The organism is Arthrobacter sp. 05T410, from assembly GCF_056396505.1.
The window spans coordinates 1-14,777 of sequence record NZ_JBFTLP010000006.1; the positions used below are offsets into that span (position 1 = coordinate 1).

Here is a 14,777-nt window from a genome sequence, read left to right on the forward strand (position 1 = left end):
CTGGAACCTCCAGACGTTCAAATGTGGCTCTACCAGTCCACACCCCGCACCAGATTGCGGAACAGACCGTGGACCAGCAACCCACGAACCTCTTTGAACCCGGGGTTCCAGTCCTACGTCAGACGACCACCACACCTCATATCGTCTAGATCCCGCGGGGAGCCTAGACGAAAGCGGACTTTCCCGTCACGGCCCGCGCCACGATCAGTGAATTGATTTCGTAGCTGCCCTCATAGGTATAGAGAATCTCAGCGTCGCCGAAGAGCTTGCCCATCTCATAGTCGCTGCTGATGCCGTTGCCGCCCATGAGGGACCGTCCCATCGCCACCGAGGCACGCGCCAGCCGCGTGGTGGTCGCTTTGGCCATGGCGGCCTGGACCATCTCGAGCTTGCCCTCTTCCTGGATGCGCGCCAGCTGGGCCATCAGGGCCAGGGAGGCGGTCGCGTTGCCCAGGATCTCGGCGAGCTGCTGCTGGATGAGCTGAAAGCGGGCCAGTTCCTTGCCGAACTGGCGGCGCTTCAGCGAATAGGCGCGCGCGACGTCGAACGCGGCCAGCTGGATGCCGGCACCCTGCCAGCCCACCCAGGCCCGCGAATCGCGCAGGAGCTCGTTGGCCTTGGAGAAGCTGGTGGCGCCGGGCAGCAGGTTGGCCGCCGGGATCCGGACCTCGTCGAGGACGATGTCCGCGTTCTGCATGATGCGCAGGCCGATCTTGTTGGCGATCTTGGTTGCGGTGTAGCCCGGACGGTCCGTCTCCACGATGAAGCCCTTGATGTGCTGGTCAGCGACGTCCCGGGCCCACACGAGGGCGAAGTCCGCGATGGTGCCGGCGCCGATCCAACGCTTGGCGCCGTTGAGGACCCACTCGTCGCCGTCCAGCCGCGCGGTGGTTTCCAGGCCGCCGGCGATGTCCGAGCCGTGGTCCGGCTCCGTCAGGGCGAACGCCCCGAGCTGGGTGAACGCGGTGAGGCCAGGGAGCCAGCGCGACTTCTGTTCCTCCGAGCCGAGCTCGTCGATCATGCCGACGATCAGCTCGTTGTGGATCCCGACGAGCGCCGAGAGGGACACGTCGGCGCGCGCCACCTCGACATACATGAGCCCCTTGAAGAGCTTGGACGTGCCGTCCGTCTGCAGCCCGCCCAAACCGTATTTGCCGAGTTCGGCGAGCAGCCCAAAGGGAAACTCCTCGCGGTTCCAGTAGTCGATTGATGCGGCCCGGATCCGGGACTGCAGGAATTCCCGGACCTCCTGGTAGCGGAGCTGTTCGTCCGGCGGCAGCAGGTCCACGATGTACATGAGGTCGGCGTCGGGAAACGGCGGCTCCGCCGCGGCTTCGGATGCGGCGACGGCGGTAGCGGATTCCGCCGTGTCTGATCCCGCTGTGTTTTCCGCTGTGTTTTCCGCTGTATTTGATTCGGCTCTGTCTTCCGCTCTCGCGGCCGGTCCGCTGGCACGTCCTTGTGGCTGCACGGGCACGTATCCCTTCGTCATGCAACGCCTGCAGAGCAGCGCCGCCCTTCCAAACCCTTGGATGTCCTAGTATATTGCACAGTGACGGGGATCACTAGGCAGGCGCCGTGCCGGGCCGGTGGATCCCAGGCAACGGCGCCGTGCCACCGACCGCCCGGAACGGCAGCGCCCGAGGACTTCGAAAGGTGCACCATGACCGTGACTGAGGAATTCCGGGCCGCAAGGGACCGGCTGCTGGCCCTGCGCGGGGACTACGACGGCGCCCGCAACGAATTCCAGTGGCCCCGCTTCGAGGAGTTCAACTTCGCCCTGGACTGGTTCGACCAGCTCGCCGCGGACCCGGCCAAGGCGGACAAGCCCGCGCTGGTGATCGTTGAACAGGACGGGTCCGCGACCCGGCGCAGCTTCGCGGACCTCTCCCGGCGCTCGTCCCAGGTGGCCAACTGGCTGCGCGGGGCAGGTGTGCGGCGCGGGGACCGGATGATCATCATGCTCGGCAACCAGGTGGAGCTCTGGGAACTGATGCTGGCCGGCATCAAGCTGGGGATCGTCATGATTCCCACCACCACGCTGATGGGACCGGCCGACCTCCAGGACCGGGTGGAGCGCGGCGGTGCGGCCTGGGCCGCCGTCGGCAGTGCCAACATCGCGAAGTTCGCCGACGTCGCCGGCCAGTACACGCTGATTGAGGTCGGCGCCAGCGCCGGGGACCCCGCCGCTGCCCAGGCCAATGCCCTGCAGTACTACGGCGCGGATGCTGCCGCGGCCGGTACGGATTTCACCCCCGACACCCCCACCCTGGCCGACGAGACGCTCCTGCTGTACTTCACCTCGGGCACCACGTCCAAGGCCAAACTCGTCGAACACACGCACACGTCCTACCCGGTGGGACACCTGTCCACGATGTTCTGGATCGGCATGGAACCGGGCGACGTGCACCTCAACGTGGCTTCTCCGGGCTGGGCCAAGCACGCCTGGTCCAATGTGTTCACCCCCTGGATCGCCGAGGCGTGTGTGTTCATCTACAACTACGAACGCTTCGACGCCAGGGCGCTCATGGAGCAGATGGACCGCGAATCCGTGACCAGCTTCTGCGCCCCGCCCACGGTCTGGCGGATGCTGATCCAGGCCGATCTCACACTGCTCAAGAATCCGCCCACCAAGGTGGTGTCCGCCGGCGAACCGCTCAACGCCGAAGTGATCGACCAGGTCCACCGCGCCTGGGGCCAAACCATCCGGGACGGCTTCGGCCAGACCGAATCGACCGTGCAGATCGCGAACACCCCGGGCCAGCCGATCAAGATCGGCGCCATGGGCAAGCCGCTGCCTGGCTACGACGTCGTGCTTGTGGACCCCGCTACTGGTGAGGAGGCTGACGACGGCGAGCTCTGCCTGCGCCTCGACCCCCGCCCCGTGGGGCTCATGAAGGCGTACTACGGCGACCCGGACAAGACGGCGGAGGCTTTCCGTGACGGCTACTACCACACGGGGGACATGGCGAGCCGGGACGAGCGCGGCATCATCACGTATGTGGGCCGCGGCGACGACGTCTTCAAGTCCTCCGACTACCGGCTGTCCCCGTTCGAACTGGAGAGCGTGCTGATTGAGCACCCCGCGGTGGCGGAGGCCGCCGTCGTCCCCTCTCCCGACCCGCTCAAGCTGTCGGTGCCGAAGGCCTTTGTGGTTCTTGCGGCCGGACACCAGCCGGGCCCGGAGCTGGCCGAGGACATCCTGCGGTACTGCCGGGAGCACCTGGCACCGTTCAAAAGGATCCGCCGGCTGGAGTTTGCCGAGCTCCCCAAGACGATCTCCGGCAAGATCCGGCGCGTGGAGCTGCGGCACAGCGAGGAAGTGCGCCACGGCGGCGGGCCCGTCCCGGAAGGCCTCGGCGTCGAGTACTCCGACTCCGATTTCCCCGGGCTCAAGGGTCAGGGCTGAACATGGGAACACCGCTGCCGCGAGATCCGATTGCCGACGCCCGGCTGAACTGGGAGCGCCACGGCTGGTCCGACGTCGCCGCCCCGATGGCCGCCATCACCGCCATCATGCGGACCCAGCAGATCCTGCTCGGCCGGATCGAGACGGTGCTCAAGCCGTTCGGGCTCACCTTTGCCCGGTACGAGCTGCTCGCGTTGCTCAGCTTCGCCCGCAGCGGGGCGCTGCCCATGAACAAGGCGAGCGCGCTGCTGCAGGTCCACCCCACCTCAGTCACCAATGCCGTGGACCGGCTCCAGGAGGCCGGGCTGGTGATCCGCTCGCCGCACCCCACAGACGGCCGCACCACCCTGATCGAACTCACCCCGGAAGGCCGCACCCTGGCCAAACGGGCGACGGCGGTGCTGAACTCCGAGGTCTTTGGCCAGTCCGGCTTCGCGGACCAGGACGTGGACCAGCTGATCCGGATCCTGGGCACATTCCGCCGGAACGCCGGTGATTTCAGCGGCTGAGACCCGGGCGCCGGGCACCGGGTGAAGCCCGGTGGCCGCGGCTAAGATCATGAAGTGAAAAAACAATCCTGCGGTGTCTGCGGTTCGAGCGTGTACTTTGAAAATTCGGTCTGCCTGCACTGCGGAACTAACTTGGCATACCTGCGGAACGCCCGCGCCATAGTCGCAACCGGCAGTCAGGGACAGTACACCGATGAGTCGGGAGCCACTTGGCACCGGTGCGCTAATTTTTTGCTTTCCGGTTGCACTTGGCTTGCCCCGGAGGGCGGCAGTCAATGCTTCAGCTGTGAGCTCACGCGGACTCGACCGAACGACAGCGACGCCAAAGGCCTATCGCAGTTCATTGCGGCTGAGCGGGCCAAGCGTCATCTCATTGCTGAGCTCGATGGGCTGGGCCTGCCGATCATCACGCGCGCAGAAGACCCTGATGGGGGACTTGCTTTCGACCTGTTGTCCAGTGTCAAGGAAAATGTGGTGATTGGTCATGCTGACGGTGTGATCACCATCAATCTGGCCGAAAGCGACGATGCCTATCGGGAACGAATGCGTACCCAACTCGATGAACCGTACCGGACGATGCTCGGGCATTTCCGGCATGAAGTTGGGCACTATTTTGAGACGGTGCTGGTATTCAGCGATGACGGACGAACGCGCGAGGCGCGTAATCTCTTTGGCGACGACACCAAGGATTACCAGGCAGAGATAGACCGCCACTACAGCGAAGGCGCCCCGGCGGACTGGAATGAACGGTTCATCTCAAAGTACGCAACCATGCACCCCTACGAGGACTTTGCGGAGTCGTTCGCCCATTACCTCCACATCTGCGACACCCTCGACACCGCCCGGGAATTCGGACTCATCCCAAGCACTCCCCGGGGGACCTCTTTCCAGGAAGTTGTGGAAACCGAATGGCTGCCGCTCTCCCTTGCCCTGAACCAGGTCAACCGCAGCATGGGGAAAGATGATCTTTACCCCTTCGTCCTTTCCGCCGCAGTTATCGACAAGCTTGAGTTCGTCCACGGGCTGCGAACCTCAGCGACGGCCGCCGGCTAAGGAACGCCCCGCCCGCTGACCCCGCCCGCTGACAAGAAGGGCGTCCCGGCAGACAGCACGAAGAAAACAGTCTCCGACCCTTCGCTTCTTGGCGTTCGGCCGTCAGGGACGATGGCCCGCGAAGCCGGGCAGGAGCTATTTTGTGCGGGATCGGACCGGAGTATCGTGGTTCCGGCAGGACGGTTCCGTCCGGCCAGGCAGTAAGCAGTGCTCACAGCGCGTCCATTGGCGATCGCCTAGGAGTGGCCATGACTTCGCCCAGCGTCCCCATACCGCAGCCTCCCACGAGGCCGGTAGTCGGCAATTTGCCGGACATCGACTCCAGCAAGGGAATCCTGGGAATAGTCGAGCTGGCCGAGCGGTACGGCCCCATAGTCCGCATCCAGTTCTTCAACCGCAGTATCGTCGCCATCTCTTCCCAGCAGCTCGTCAACGAGGTGTGCGACGAGTCCCGGTTCGGCAAAGTGCTGGGCGTTGCCCTTCGGCAGGTGAGGCAGTTCGCCGGCGACGGCCTGTTCACCGCAGATACACAGGAACCCAACTGGCAAAAGGCACACCGGATCCTGATGCCGGCGTTCGGGCCTGCAGCGCTGAAGCGGATGTTCGCCGGCATGGACGACATCGTTGAGCAGCTGCTGCTCAAGTGGGAGAGGCTGGGCCCCACGGCGCGGATCGACATTCCGGACAGCACCACCCGCCTGACGCTGGACACCATCGCCCTGTGCTCGTTCAGCTACCGGTTCAACAGCCTCTACCGGGAGGAGATGCACCCGTTCGTCGGCGCCATGGTCCGCGCCCTGGTTGAATCCGGGGACCGGGCGCGCAGGCTCCCGGTGCAGAACAAGATCATGCTGCGCAGGCGGCACCAGCTCGAAGAAGACCATGCCCTGATGTTCGAGGTCGCCGAACAGATCATCAGTGACCGGCGGCGCAACCCCAGCCCGCCCGGCAGCGAAGACATCCTGGACACCATGCTCAGCGCGGCGGACCCGGTGACCGGTGAGCGTCTATCCGATGAAAACATCCGCTATCAGATGGTCACGTTCCTGATCGCCGGGCACGAGACTACCAGCGGCTTGCTGTCCTTTACACTCTACGAACTGCTGCGCCATCCGGGCGTCCTGGCCAAGGCGCGTGCACAAGTGGACGAGGTCCTTGGTACCGAAAGCGCCAGGTTCGAGCACCTGCCCCGGCTGGGATACCTGGACCAGATCCTTAAGGAAACGCTACGGCTGTGGCCCACCGCTCCGGCGTTCAACGTGACTCCTTACGAGGACACGATGCTCGGCGGCCGCTACGAAGTCCCCGCGGGCCAGCCCATCATGGTCCTGATCCCGCAACTGCATCGGGACAAGGCGGCCTGGGGCGAGGACGCCGGCCTCTTTGACCCGGAGCGGTTCTCCCCGGAACGGGCCGCCGAAATCCCCGCTAATGCCTGGAAGCCCTTCGGCAACGGGCAGCGCTCCTGCATCGGCCGGGGATTTGCCCTGCAGGAGGCCATGCTCTTCCTGGCCAAGCTCCTGCAGCGCTTCGAGGTCACGGCGGCGGACCCGGGCTATGAGCTGCAGATCAAACACACGCTGACCATGAAGCCTGAAGGGCTGTTCATCCACGTGCGCAGGCGGGACGTCACCATCGCGGCCAGCCCCCGGGCCGACGTCGAACAGGCACGGCAGGCCGAAGCCGCAGCGGCGGCCGCCGCGCCCAACGGCGTCCCGATCCGGGTGCTCTACGGTTCCAATGCAGGCACGTCCAAGGACTTCGCCCAGCGCCTCGCCAACGACGCCGGACGGCGCGGCTACAGCCCCACCATCGGTCCGCTCGACGAGGCGGCCGGCGGGTTGCCCACGGAGGGGCTCGTCGCGATCGTGACGTCCTCCTACGAGGGGCAGCCGCCGGACAACGCCCGAAAATTCGTGGCCTGGACCGAGGGCCTGCGGCCGGGCGCCCTCGCCGGGGTCCGGTACACGGTCTTCGGCAACGGCAACAAGGACTGGGCGAGGACGTACCAGGAGGTGCCCAAGGCCATCGACGCCCGGCTCGAGGCAGCCGGTGCCACGCGGATCTATGTCCGGGGCGAAGCCAACGCCCGCGGCGACTTCTTCGGCGATTTCGAAGAGTGGTACGCGGGATTCTGGCCCGCGGTGGACGCCGCCCTGGGGCAGCGGACCAGCCAGCCGACAGCTCAACCCGAGCTGGAACTGCAGTTCGTCGGCAACGTCCGGGACCCGATGCTGCGCCAGAACGGGCTGGCGCTGGGCACCGTCGTCGCGAACCGGGAACTGGTCGATCTGGCCAAGCCCGGCGCCCGGTCCAAGCGGCATGTCGAGATCGCCCTGCCCGAGGGGATGAGCTACCGGACCGGGGATTATCTGGCCGTGCTGCCCCTGAATCCCAGCGAACTCGTGCAGCGGGCCCTGGCCCGTTTCAACCTCGACTACGACTCGCACGTCCAGCTGACCATGGAGCGCGGGGACACCTTCCTGCCCACGGGCGCGCCGGTGGCCGTGGGCGAACTGCTGAGCAGCTACGTGGAGCTCGCAGTCCCTGCCACCCGCACCCAGCTCGAGGACCTGGCGGATGTCGCGGCCGATCCTGCCCACCGCGCCGAACTTGAGGCCCTGGCCCAGGACCGCGGGCGGTACGCGGCCGAGATCCTCGACAAACGCGTTTCCATCCTTGACCTGCTGGAGACGTATCCGTCATGCCAGCTGTCGTTCACCTCGTTCCTGCAACTGCTGACCCAGCTGACCCCCCGGCGGTACTCCATCTCCTCGTCCCCGCTCTGGAGCCCCGACCACGTGACCCTGACCTTCGCCGTCATCCAGGCTCCGGCGTGGTCCGGCCGCGGGGTCTTCGAAGGGGCCTCGTCCACCTACCTCGCCCAGGCCAGGCCCGGGTCAAGGGTCGCGGTTACTGTCCGCCCCTCGAACGCGGCCTTCCACCCGCCGCCGTCCCTGGCGGTCCCGCTCATCATGGTCTGCGCGGGGACGGGACTGGCCCCCTTCCGCGGGTTCGTCCAGGACCGGGCGCTGCGGGCCGAGGCCGAGGAGACGACGCCGGCACCTGCCCTGCTGTTCTTCGGCTGCCGCGCCCCGGACACCGACTTCCTCTACCGCTCGGAACTCGCGTCATGGGCGGACCAAGCCAACCTCGATCTGCGGCCGGTCTTTTCCACCGCACCGGAGGACGGCCTGAAATACGTCCAGGACAGGCTCTGGGCAGACCGGGCCGACGTCGTCGAGCTGGTCCGGCAGGGCGCCACGGTCTATGTCTGCGGCGACGGCAAGCACATGGCGCCGCAGGTCCGGGACACGTGCGCCCTCATTTACCAGGAAGCGACCGGCGCCTCCAAGGCGGAGGCCGAGGCCTGGATGGATGAGGTGGAGCGCACCCACGGCAGGTACGTGGCCGACATCTTCACCTGAGGCCGCCCCGCCGCTCCCACGGCCGGCCGGTGCCGCCTAGCGGTGGTTGAACTCCGGCTGCCGCTTCTCGGTGAAGGCGGCCATGCCTTCCTTCTGGTCCTCGGTGGCGAACAGCGAGTGGAACACGCGCCGTTCAAACAGCACGCCCTGGGCAAGCCCGGTCTCAAACGCGGCGTTCACCGCTTCCTTGGCCACCATCGCCACCGGCTTGGATTTGGACGCAATCACCTCGGCCGCCTTCAGCGCCTCCTCGACGACGTCCGCGGCGGGGACCACCCGGGACACCAGGCCCGCGCGTTCGGCCTCCTCGGCGTCCATGAAGCGGCCGGTCAGGATCATGTCCATCGCCTTGGACTTGCCCACTGCGCGGGTCAGGCGCTGCGAGCCGCCCATGCCGGGGAGCACGCCAAGGTTGATTTCCGGCTGGCCGAACTTGGCGTTGTCCCCTGCGATGATGAAGTCGCACATCATCGCCAGCTCGCAGCCGCCGCCGAGCGCGAAGCCGGACACGGCTGCCACGACGGGGATGCGGAGCCGGGTGAAGTCCTCCCAGCCGCGGAACCAGTCCGCCGCGTACATGTCCATGTAGCCCTTGGACTGCATTTCCTTGATGTCCGCGCCGGCAGCAAAGGCCTTCGCCGAACCGGTCACCACCACGGCACCGACCCCCGGGTCCGCGTCCATCCCGGCGACTGCCTTCACCAGCTCGTCCATCGTGGCCTTGTTCAGGGCATTGAGGGCCTCGGGCCGGTTGAGCGTCACGAGGCCCACGCGGCCGCGGCGCTCCACCAGGATGTTTGCGTACTGTTCCGTCATGGGTGGTCCCCTTCGGTGGTGCTGGTCTGGTTCTGGTTCTGATGTTGCGCGTTGGCTTCGGTCCGGGACTAGTGCCCGGCCGTGCCTGCCTCGGATTTGCCTGCTTCCGACTTTTCCCGGATGTCGGTGATGATGCCCGAGAAGTCCCGGCCGGCACCGCCTTCCGCGGCAAACGTATCGTAAATTTCGGCCGCGAGCGGCCCTAGCCGGGCCGCGACGCCGGTGCTCTGCAACGCGTTGAGGGCCAGGTTGAGGTCCTTGGCCATGAGCGCCCCGGCGAAGCCAGGCTGGTAGTCCCGGTTGGCGGGGCTCGTCGGGACCGGACCGGGCACGGGGCAATTAGTGGTCAGCGCCCAGCACTGTCCCGAGGCGGCGGAAGCGACGTCGAACAGCGCCTGGTGGGTCAGGCCGAGCTTCTCGCCCAGCACAAAGGCCTCACTGACGGCGATCATCGAGACGCCCAGGATCATGTTGTTGCAGATCTTGGCCGCCTGGCCGGCACCGTGCGCGCCGCAGTGGACCACCCGCTTGCCCATGACTTCCAGCAGCGGATTGACGGCCTCGAAGTCCTCCGGGAGGGCACCGACCATGAATGTGAGCGTGCCGGCCTCGGCGCCCACCACGCCTCCGGACACGGGGGCGTCGACGGCGCGGTGGCCGGCTGCGACCGCGAGTTCTGCGGCCTCGCGGGCCTCGTCCACGTTGATGGTTGAGCAATCCAGGAACATGGTGCCCGGGGCGGCGGCTTCGAGCAGGCCGGGCGTACCGCCCGTGCCGCGGTAGGCGTCAAGGAGGTGCTTGCCGCTGGGCAGCATGGTCAGCACGACGGCGGCGCCCGCCGCCGCCTCGACAGCCGTCCCGGCAGTGGGAATGCCGTGCTCCCGGGCGGCGTCCAGGGCCGCCGGCACGACGTCGAAGCCGGTCACCCGGTAGCCGGCCTTGACCAGGTTGACGGCCATGGGGCCTCCCATGTGGCCCAGGCCGAGGAAGGCGATGGTGCCGGTAACCGGGGCTCCTGCGTCAGACATGGTTCTTCTCCTTGTTGTTCTCCGCGTTGTTCTCTTTCGGAGAGAGTTTCAGTTCGCGCCCGCCCAGCGGGGCGAAGTAGGCCGCGACGTCCGTCCCGGTGACCTCGGCAAGGGTGGCGGGCTTCCAGCGGGGATTGCGGTCCTTGTCCACCACCTGGGCGCGGATGCCTTCGCGGAAGTCCGGGCCGTCAAGGAAGCGCAGGCCGACGCGGTACTCCTGCTCCAGCGCCTGCTCCAGGCTCAGGCCGCGGACCCGGCGCAGGGATTCCAGCGCCACCTTGACCGCCGTCGGCGACTTGGCCTCGATGGTGTCACCGGCTGCGGCGGCCTCCCCGCCCGCCTCTCCACCGAAGGCCCGCAGCCGGCGCAGGATTTCCTCGGCGTCGTCGCTGGAGTAGCAGGCGTCGATCCATTCCTGCTGTGCGGCCAGGACTGAAGCCGGTGCCGGTTCGGCGAATCGGGCCACAGCGGCCTCGGCCGCCTCGGTTTCGAGCGCTGCCGCCAGGTCCGGCAAACGGCCGGAGGGCACGAAGCAGTCGGCGAGGCCCAGGAACAGTGCGTCCGCGCCGCTCAGGTGGGCTCCGGTCAGGGCCGCATGGGTGCCGGTCTCCCCCGGCGAGCCGGAGAGCAGCAGGGTGCCGCCGACGTCGGGTACAAACCCGATCGTCGTTTCGGGCATGCCCGTGCGGGTGCGTTCGGTGACGATCCGTACGGAGCCGTGGGCCGAGATCCCCACGCCGCCGCCCAACACCAGCCCGTCCATGAACGCGACGTACGGCTTGGGGTATTCGGAGATGACCAGGTTCAGCCGGTACTCGACGGCCCAGAAGTCTGCGGTGGCGTCCCCGCCGTCGAGCATGTCCCGGTAGATGGCCACGATGTCACCGCCGGCGCAGAGGCCCCGGTCCCCGGCGCCGCGGACCAGCACCGCAGCCACGGCGTCGTCGTCGGCCCAGAGCGTGAGCTGTTCGAGCATCGCGGCGGCCATGCCGGCCGTCAGGGCGTTGACGGCCGCGGGCCGGTTGAGGGTCACGACGCCGAGGTGGCCGCGCCGTTCAAACGTCACTTCCCCTGCTTCCCCGGCCAAGGGTTCGCCTGCCGCTGCTCCACTGTCCGCTACCCGCGCAACGTCCGCCCCCATCAGCTGCCTTCCGGCATGATGAAGCTGGCGCCCTGGCGGATACCGGACGGCCAGCGGCTGGTGACCGTCTTGGTCTTCGTGTAGAAGCGGAAGGCGTCGGCCCCGTGCTGGTTGAGGTCGCCGAATCCGGACGCCTTCCAGCCGCCAAAGGTGTAGTAAGCAATCGGCACGGGGATGGGGACGTTGATGCCCACCATGCCCACCTGGACCCGGCTGGCGAAGTCCCGGGCGGCGTCGCCGTCGCGGGTGAAGATGGCCACGCCGTTGCCGAACTCGTGTTCGCTGCAGAGCCGGAGGGCCTCGTCGTAGTCTTCGGCGCGGAGCACGCTGAGGACCGGGCCGAAGATTTCCTCCTTGTAGATCTTCATGTCCTTCGTGACGTTGTCGAACAGCGTGGGTCCGATCCAGAAGCCGCCGTCGTAGCCTTCCACCTTCAGGCCGCGGCCATCGGTCACCAGGCTCGCGCCTTCTTCGACGCCGGAGGCGATGTAGCCTTCGATCCGGTCCTTCGCGGAGGCCGCCACCACCGGGCCGAAATCGGAGTCCTTGGCGAGGCTGTGGCCGACCTTGAGGCCGGCGATCCGCTCCTGAAGCTTCTCCACGAGGACGTCCGCGGTCTTCTGGCCCACCGGAACGGCCACCGAAATCGCCATGCAGCGCTCGCCCGCGGAGCCGAAGCCTGCCCCGATCAGGGCGTCCGCGGCCATGTCCAGGTCCGCGTCGGGCATGATCACCATGTGGTTCTTGGCGCCGCCGAAGCACTGCGCGCGCTTGCCGTTCGCCGCGGCGGTGGCGTAGATGTACTGGGCAATGGGCGTGGAGCCGACGAACCCGATGGCCTGGACCCGGGGATCCTCCAGCAGCGCGTCCACCGCTTCCTTGTCCCCGTTGACGACGTTGAAGACGCCATCGGGGAGGCCCGCTTCGGTGAAGAGCTCGGCCAGCCGCAGCGGCACGGAGGGATCCCGTTCGGAGGGCTTGAGGATAAAGGCGTTGCCGGCGGCGAGCGCCGGCCCGGACTTCCACAGCGGGATCATGGCCGGGAAGTTGAACGGCGTGATGCCGGCTACGACGCCGAGGGGCTGGCGCATCGAGTGCACGTCGACGCCGGTTCCGGCGTTGTCCGAGAACTCGCCCTTGAGCAGGTGCGGGGCGCCGGCGGCGAACTCGACCACTTCGATGCCGCGCTGGATGTCGCCCTTGGCGTCCGGGAAGGTCTTGCCGTGCTCGGAGGACAGCAGGGTGGCGAGTTCGTCCATGTGCTCGTTGACCAGGTCCACGAACTTGAGCAGGATCCGGCCGCGGCGCTGCGGATTCATCGCGGCCCATTCCACCTGCCCCTTTTCGGCGCTGGCGATGACGTTGCGCACCTCCTCGGTGCTGGCCAGCGGCAGCCGGGCCTGGACCTCGCCGGTGCAGGGATCATAGACGTCGCTGAACCGGCCGGAGGTTCCCTCAACCCGCTGCCCGTCAATGTAATGGGATAGTTTTCGAACCATGACCGAATGCTCCTTTGCATGTGACCTAGATCATCTCTGCAGCCGAATATACTCGGACTTCCTACTAATTTCCAGAGGACGGAGCCGGCCGGCGGCTTCGTCCGGGGGCCAAGTTCGGTAAGTTAGGGACTGTGAAGATTGCTACCTGGAATGTGAACTCGCTCCGTGCCCGCGCCGACCGTGTGGAGTCCTGGCTTCAGCGCACGGACTGCGACGTCCTGGCCATCCAGGAAACCAAATGCAAGGACGAGAACTTCCCCTGGGAGCTCTTCGAGAACATGGGCTACGAGGTGGCGCACTTCGGCCTGAGCCAGTGGAACGGCGTCGCGATCGCCTCCCGGGTGGGACTCGACGACGTCGAACGCACCTTCCTGGACCAGCCCGTGTTCGGCAAGAGCGGCAAGGACGCCGTGCAGGAGGCCCGCGCCATCGGCGCCACGTGCGGCGGCGTCCGGGTCTGGAGCCTCTATGTCCCGAACGGCCGCGCCCTCGACGATGAGCACATGCCCTACAAGCTCAACTGGCTGGACATCCTGAAAAACCACGCCGGCACCTGGGTCAAGGAGGACCCCGAGGCGCAGATTGCGCTGATGGGCGATTTCAATATCGCCCCCCTGGATGATGACGTCTGGGACATCGACTACTTCCGCTCCGAGGGCCTCACCCACGTCAGTGAACCTGAGCGGGCCGCCTTCCATGCCTTCGAGGAGGCCGGCTTCCAGGATGTCGTCCGCCCGCACACCCCGGGGCCCGGCGTCTACACCTACTGGGATTACACGCAGCTCCGCTTCCCGAAAAAGGAGGGCATGCGGATCGACTTCATCCTCGCCTCCCCGGCCCTGGCGGCACGGGTCACCGGTGCGATGATCGACCGCGAGGAGCGCAAGGGCAAGGGCGCCTCGGACCACGCCCCGGTGATTGCGGAACTGGCGGACTAATGGCTGCCGGCCAGGGAAGCGTCGTGATCCAATGACGGGGAGCATCTACCACGGACAGTCCGGGCTGCCGTTCTCTTCCGCGCTCCGGATCTACGAGCCCCTCGAGGCGTTCCCCGAACAGCAACGGAAGACCCTGGAGGCCGCCGGCGCCGGCCAGGCGTCCCGCGCGGCTGTGGAGAACGCCGAGCTCCTGGCGTCCCTGGGCCGCATCACCCGGCCCGACGGGGATCCGTTTCCCACCGGCCGGACCGATCTGGTGCGCGTTGTCGCGGCTCCGGCCAGGCGGGCCCCGTCCGGCGCAGCGCACGACGCCGCCGGGTCCGGGACTGCGGCCGCCCCGCAGCCCGACCGGTTGCTGTACTGCCCCAGCCAGCTGGTCCTCCGCGCCGGGCTGGCCGCCAATGCCCTGATGGAAGGCATCCACGGGCCCCTGGCCCAGCTGCTGATCCCGGAAGAACAGCGGGACAAACACCAGGAACGCATTGATGAGGTGCGCGCCCACGATGGCCTGAGCCGGGTCCACACCAGGGCGTCCACGTGGGGCATTCCGTTCAGCTGGTTCTGCCTTTTCCAGGAATCGGATCCCACCGACGTCGTCGAAGCCGACGGCCACATTGTGACGGTCCGCATCCGCGCCGGCATCAGCAACGCGCTGGAGCGGGTGAGCTATGCGGTGGCGCACCTGGCCCTCGCCGCGCCCGATCTCGACATGCTTGAGGACCTGACCCAGTTAACGGAATGGCTTGAGCTCTTCCACCCGGACTCGGCGGTGGAACTCGACTACGGCGGGGTGGCAGACAAGGTCTATCCGGATGATTCGCCGCTGGACGTACGCCTCGGCATCGAGTGCCTGGCGGAGGGGGACATGACCGGCGCCGCCGCGGCCTACCGCCGGCTGGCCTCGCGTTGGGTGCCGATCCGCCAGCTGGCCCGCGCGTCCTAGCGCGGCCCGAACT

Annotated in this window: 11 protein-coding genes; 6 read left to right on the forward strand and 5 right to left on the reverse strand. The window is 67.2% G+C overall.

The features are described 5' to 3' along the window. Nucleotides 1-163: 163 nt before the first annotated feature. Entirely contained in the window at nt 164-1,297 is a 1,134-nt protein-coding gene (locus AC1DFR_RS10195; RefSeq protein WP_476873376.1) for an acyl-CoA dehydrogenase family protein, read from the reverse strand. Between the two features lie 366 nt (nt 1,298-1,663). Between AC1DFR_RS10195 and AC1DFR_RS10200 the strand changes: the two genes are divergently transcribed. The 4 genes from AC1DFR_RS10200 to AC1DFR_RS10215 all read left to right on the forward strand — a co-directional run bounded on the left by AC1DFR_RS10200 (nt 1,664) and on the right by AC1DFR_RS10215 (nt 8,399). Beyond that, nucleotides 1,664-3,409: an AMP-binding protein gene (locus AC1DFR_RS10200; RefSeq protein WP_476873252.1), complete on the forward strand. Its 1,746-nt coding sequence runs from the start codon at nt 1,664-1,666 to the stop codon at nt 3,407-3,409. 2 nt (nt 3,410-3,411) lie between these two features. Beyond that, nucleotides 3,412-3,918, forward strand: a complete 507-nt coding sequence (locus AC1DFR_RS10205) for a MarR family winged helix-turn-helix transcriptional regulator (RefSeq protein ID WP_223914576.1) — start codon at nt 3,412-3,414, stop codon at nt 3,916-3,918. 54 nt (nt 3,919-3,972) lie between these two features. Further along, nucleotides 3,973-4,971: a zinc-binding metallopeptidase family protein gene (locus tag AC1DFR_RS10210; protein ID WP_476851798.1), complete on the forward strand. Its 999-nt coding sequence runs from the start codon at nt 3,973-3,975 to the stop codon at nt 4,969-4,971. A gap of 248 nt (nt 4,972-5,219) precedes the next feature. Next, nucleotides 5,220-8,399 carry a bifunctional cytochrome P450/NADPH--P450 reductase gene (locus AC1DFR_RS10215; protein ID WP_476873253.1) on the forward strand — a complete coding sequence of 1,060 codons (3,180 nt, stop codon included), beginning with the start codon at nt 5,220-5,222 and terminating at the stop codon, nt 8,397-8,399. 36 nt (nt 8,400-8,435) lie between these two features. Here the strand turns inward: AC1DFR_RS10215 and AC1DFR_RS10220 are convergent, their stop codons facing one another. From AC1DFR_RS10220 to AC1DFR_RS10235, 4 genes are all read right to left on the reverse strand, one after another. Then, the gene (locus tag AC1DFR_RS10220) at nt 8,436-9,215 is read right to left on the reverse strand and encodes an enoyl-CoA hydratase (protein WP_223914579.1); all 780 of its coding nucleotides are present in this window, start codon (nt 9,213-9,215) and stop codon (nt 8,436-8,438) included. Nucleotides 9,216-9,283: 68 nt separating this feature from the next. After that, nucleotides 9,284-10,243 carry a 3-hydroxyisobutyrate dehydrogenase gene (gene mmsB / locus AC1DFR_RS10225; protein ID WP_476873254.1) on the reverse strand — a complete coding sequence of 320 codons (960 nt, stop codon included), beginning with the start codon at nt 10,241-10,243 and terminating at the stop codon, nt 9,284-9,286. Then, nucleotides 10,236-11,384 carry an enoyl-CoA hydratase/isomerase family protein gene (locus AC1DFR_RS10230; RefSeq protein WP_476873255.1) on the reverse strand — a complete coding sequence of 383 codons (1,149 nt, stop codon included), beginning with the start codon at nt 11,382-11,384 and terminating at the stop codon, nt 10,236-10,238. Before AC1DFR_RS10230 ends, mmsB begins: the two co-directional genes overlap by 8 nt. Beyond that, entirely contained in the window at nt 11,384-12,883 is a 1,500-nt protein-coding gene (locus AC1DFR_RS10235; RefSeq protein ID WP_476873256.1) for a CoA-acylating methylmalonate-semialdehyde dehydrogenase, read from the reverse strand. Before AC1DFR_RS10235 ends, AC1DFR_RS10230 begins: the two co-directional genes overlap by 1 nt. 131 nt (nt 12,884-13,014) lie before the next feature. On the opposite strand from AC1DFR_RS10235, the gene AC1DFR_RS10240 reads away from it, so the two are divergent. Together AC1DFR_RS10240 and AC1DFR_RS10245 are read left to right on the forward strand one after the other, a co-directional pair. Continuing rightward, nucleotides 13,015-13,821, forward strand: coding sequence for an exodeoxyribonuclease III (locus AC1DFR_RS10240; RefSeq protein WP_476873257.1), 807 nt, complete (start codon nt 13,015-13,017; stop codon nt 13,819-13,821). A 31-nt stretch (nt 13,822-13,852) separates the two neighbouring features. Next, complete coding sequence (locus tag AC1DFR_RS10245; protein WP_476870142.1) at nt 13,853-14,764, forward strand: DUF8083 family protein; 912 nt, start codon at nt 13,853-13,855, stop codon at nt 14,762-14,764. Nucleotides 14,765-14,777 lie beyond the last annotated feature (13 nt).

Excerpts from the sequence above, each read along its gene's own strand:
- AC1DFR_RS10195 (WP_476873376.1), bottom strand. The coding sequence starts at position 1,297 with ATGTACATCGTGGACCTGCTGCCGCCGGACGAACAGCTCCGCTACCAG.
- AC1DFR_RS10200 (WP_476873252.1), top strand. The coding sequence starts at position 1,664 with ATGACCGTGACTGAGGAATTCCGGGCCGCAAGGGACCGGCTGCTGGCC.
- AC1DFR_RS10205 (WP_223914576.1), top strand. The coding sequence starts at position 3,412 with ATGGGAACACCGCTGCCGCGAGATCCGATTGCCGACGCCCGGCTGAAC.
- AC1DFR_RS10215 (WP_476873253.1), top strand. The coding sequence starts at position 5,220 with ATGACTTCGCCCAGCGTCCCCATACCGCAGCCTCCCACGAGGCCGGTA.
- AC1DFR_RS10220 (WP_223914579.1), bottom strand. The coding sequence starts at position 9,215 with ATGACGGAACAGTACGCAAACATCCTGGTGGAGCGCCGCGGCCGCGTG.
- mmsB (WP_476873254.1), bottom strand. The coding sequence starts at position 10,243 with ATGTCTGACGCAGGAGCCCCGGTTACCGGCACCATCGCCTTCCTCGGC.
- AC1DFR_RS10230 (WP_476873255.1), bottom strand. The coding sequence starts at position 11,384 with ATGGGGGCGGACGTTGCGCGGGTAGCGGACAGTGGAGCAGCGGCAGGC.
- AC1DFR_RS10235 (WP_476873256.1), bottom strand. The coding sequence starts at position 12,883 with ATGGTTCGAAAACTATCCCATTACATTGACGGGCAGCGGGTTGAGGGA.
- AC1DFR_RS10245 (WP_476870142.1), top strand. The coding sequence starts at position 13,853 with ATGACGGGGAGCATCTACCACGGACAGTCCGGGCTGCCGTTCTCTTCC.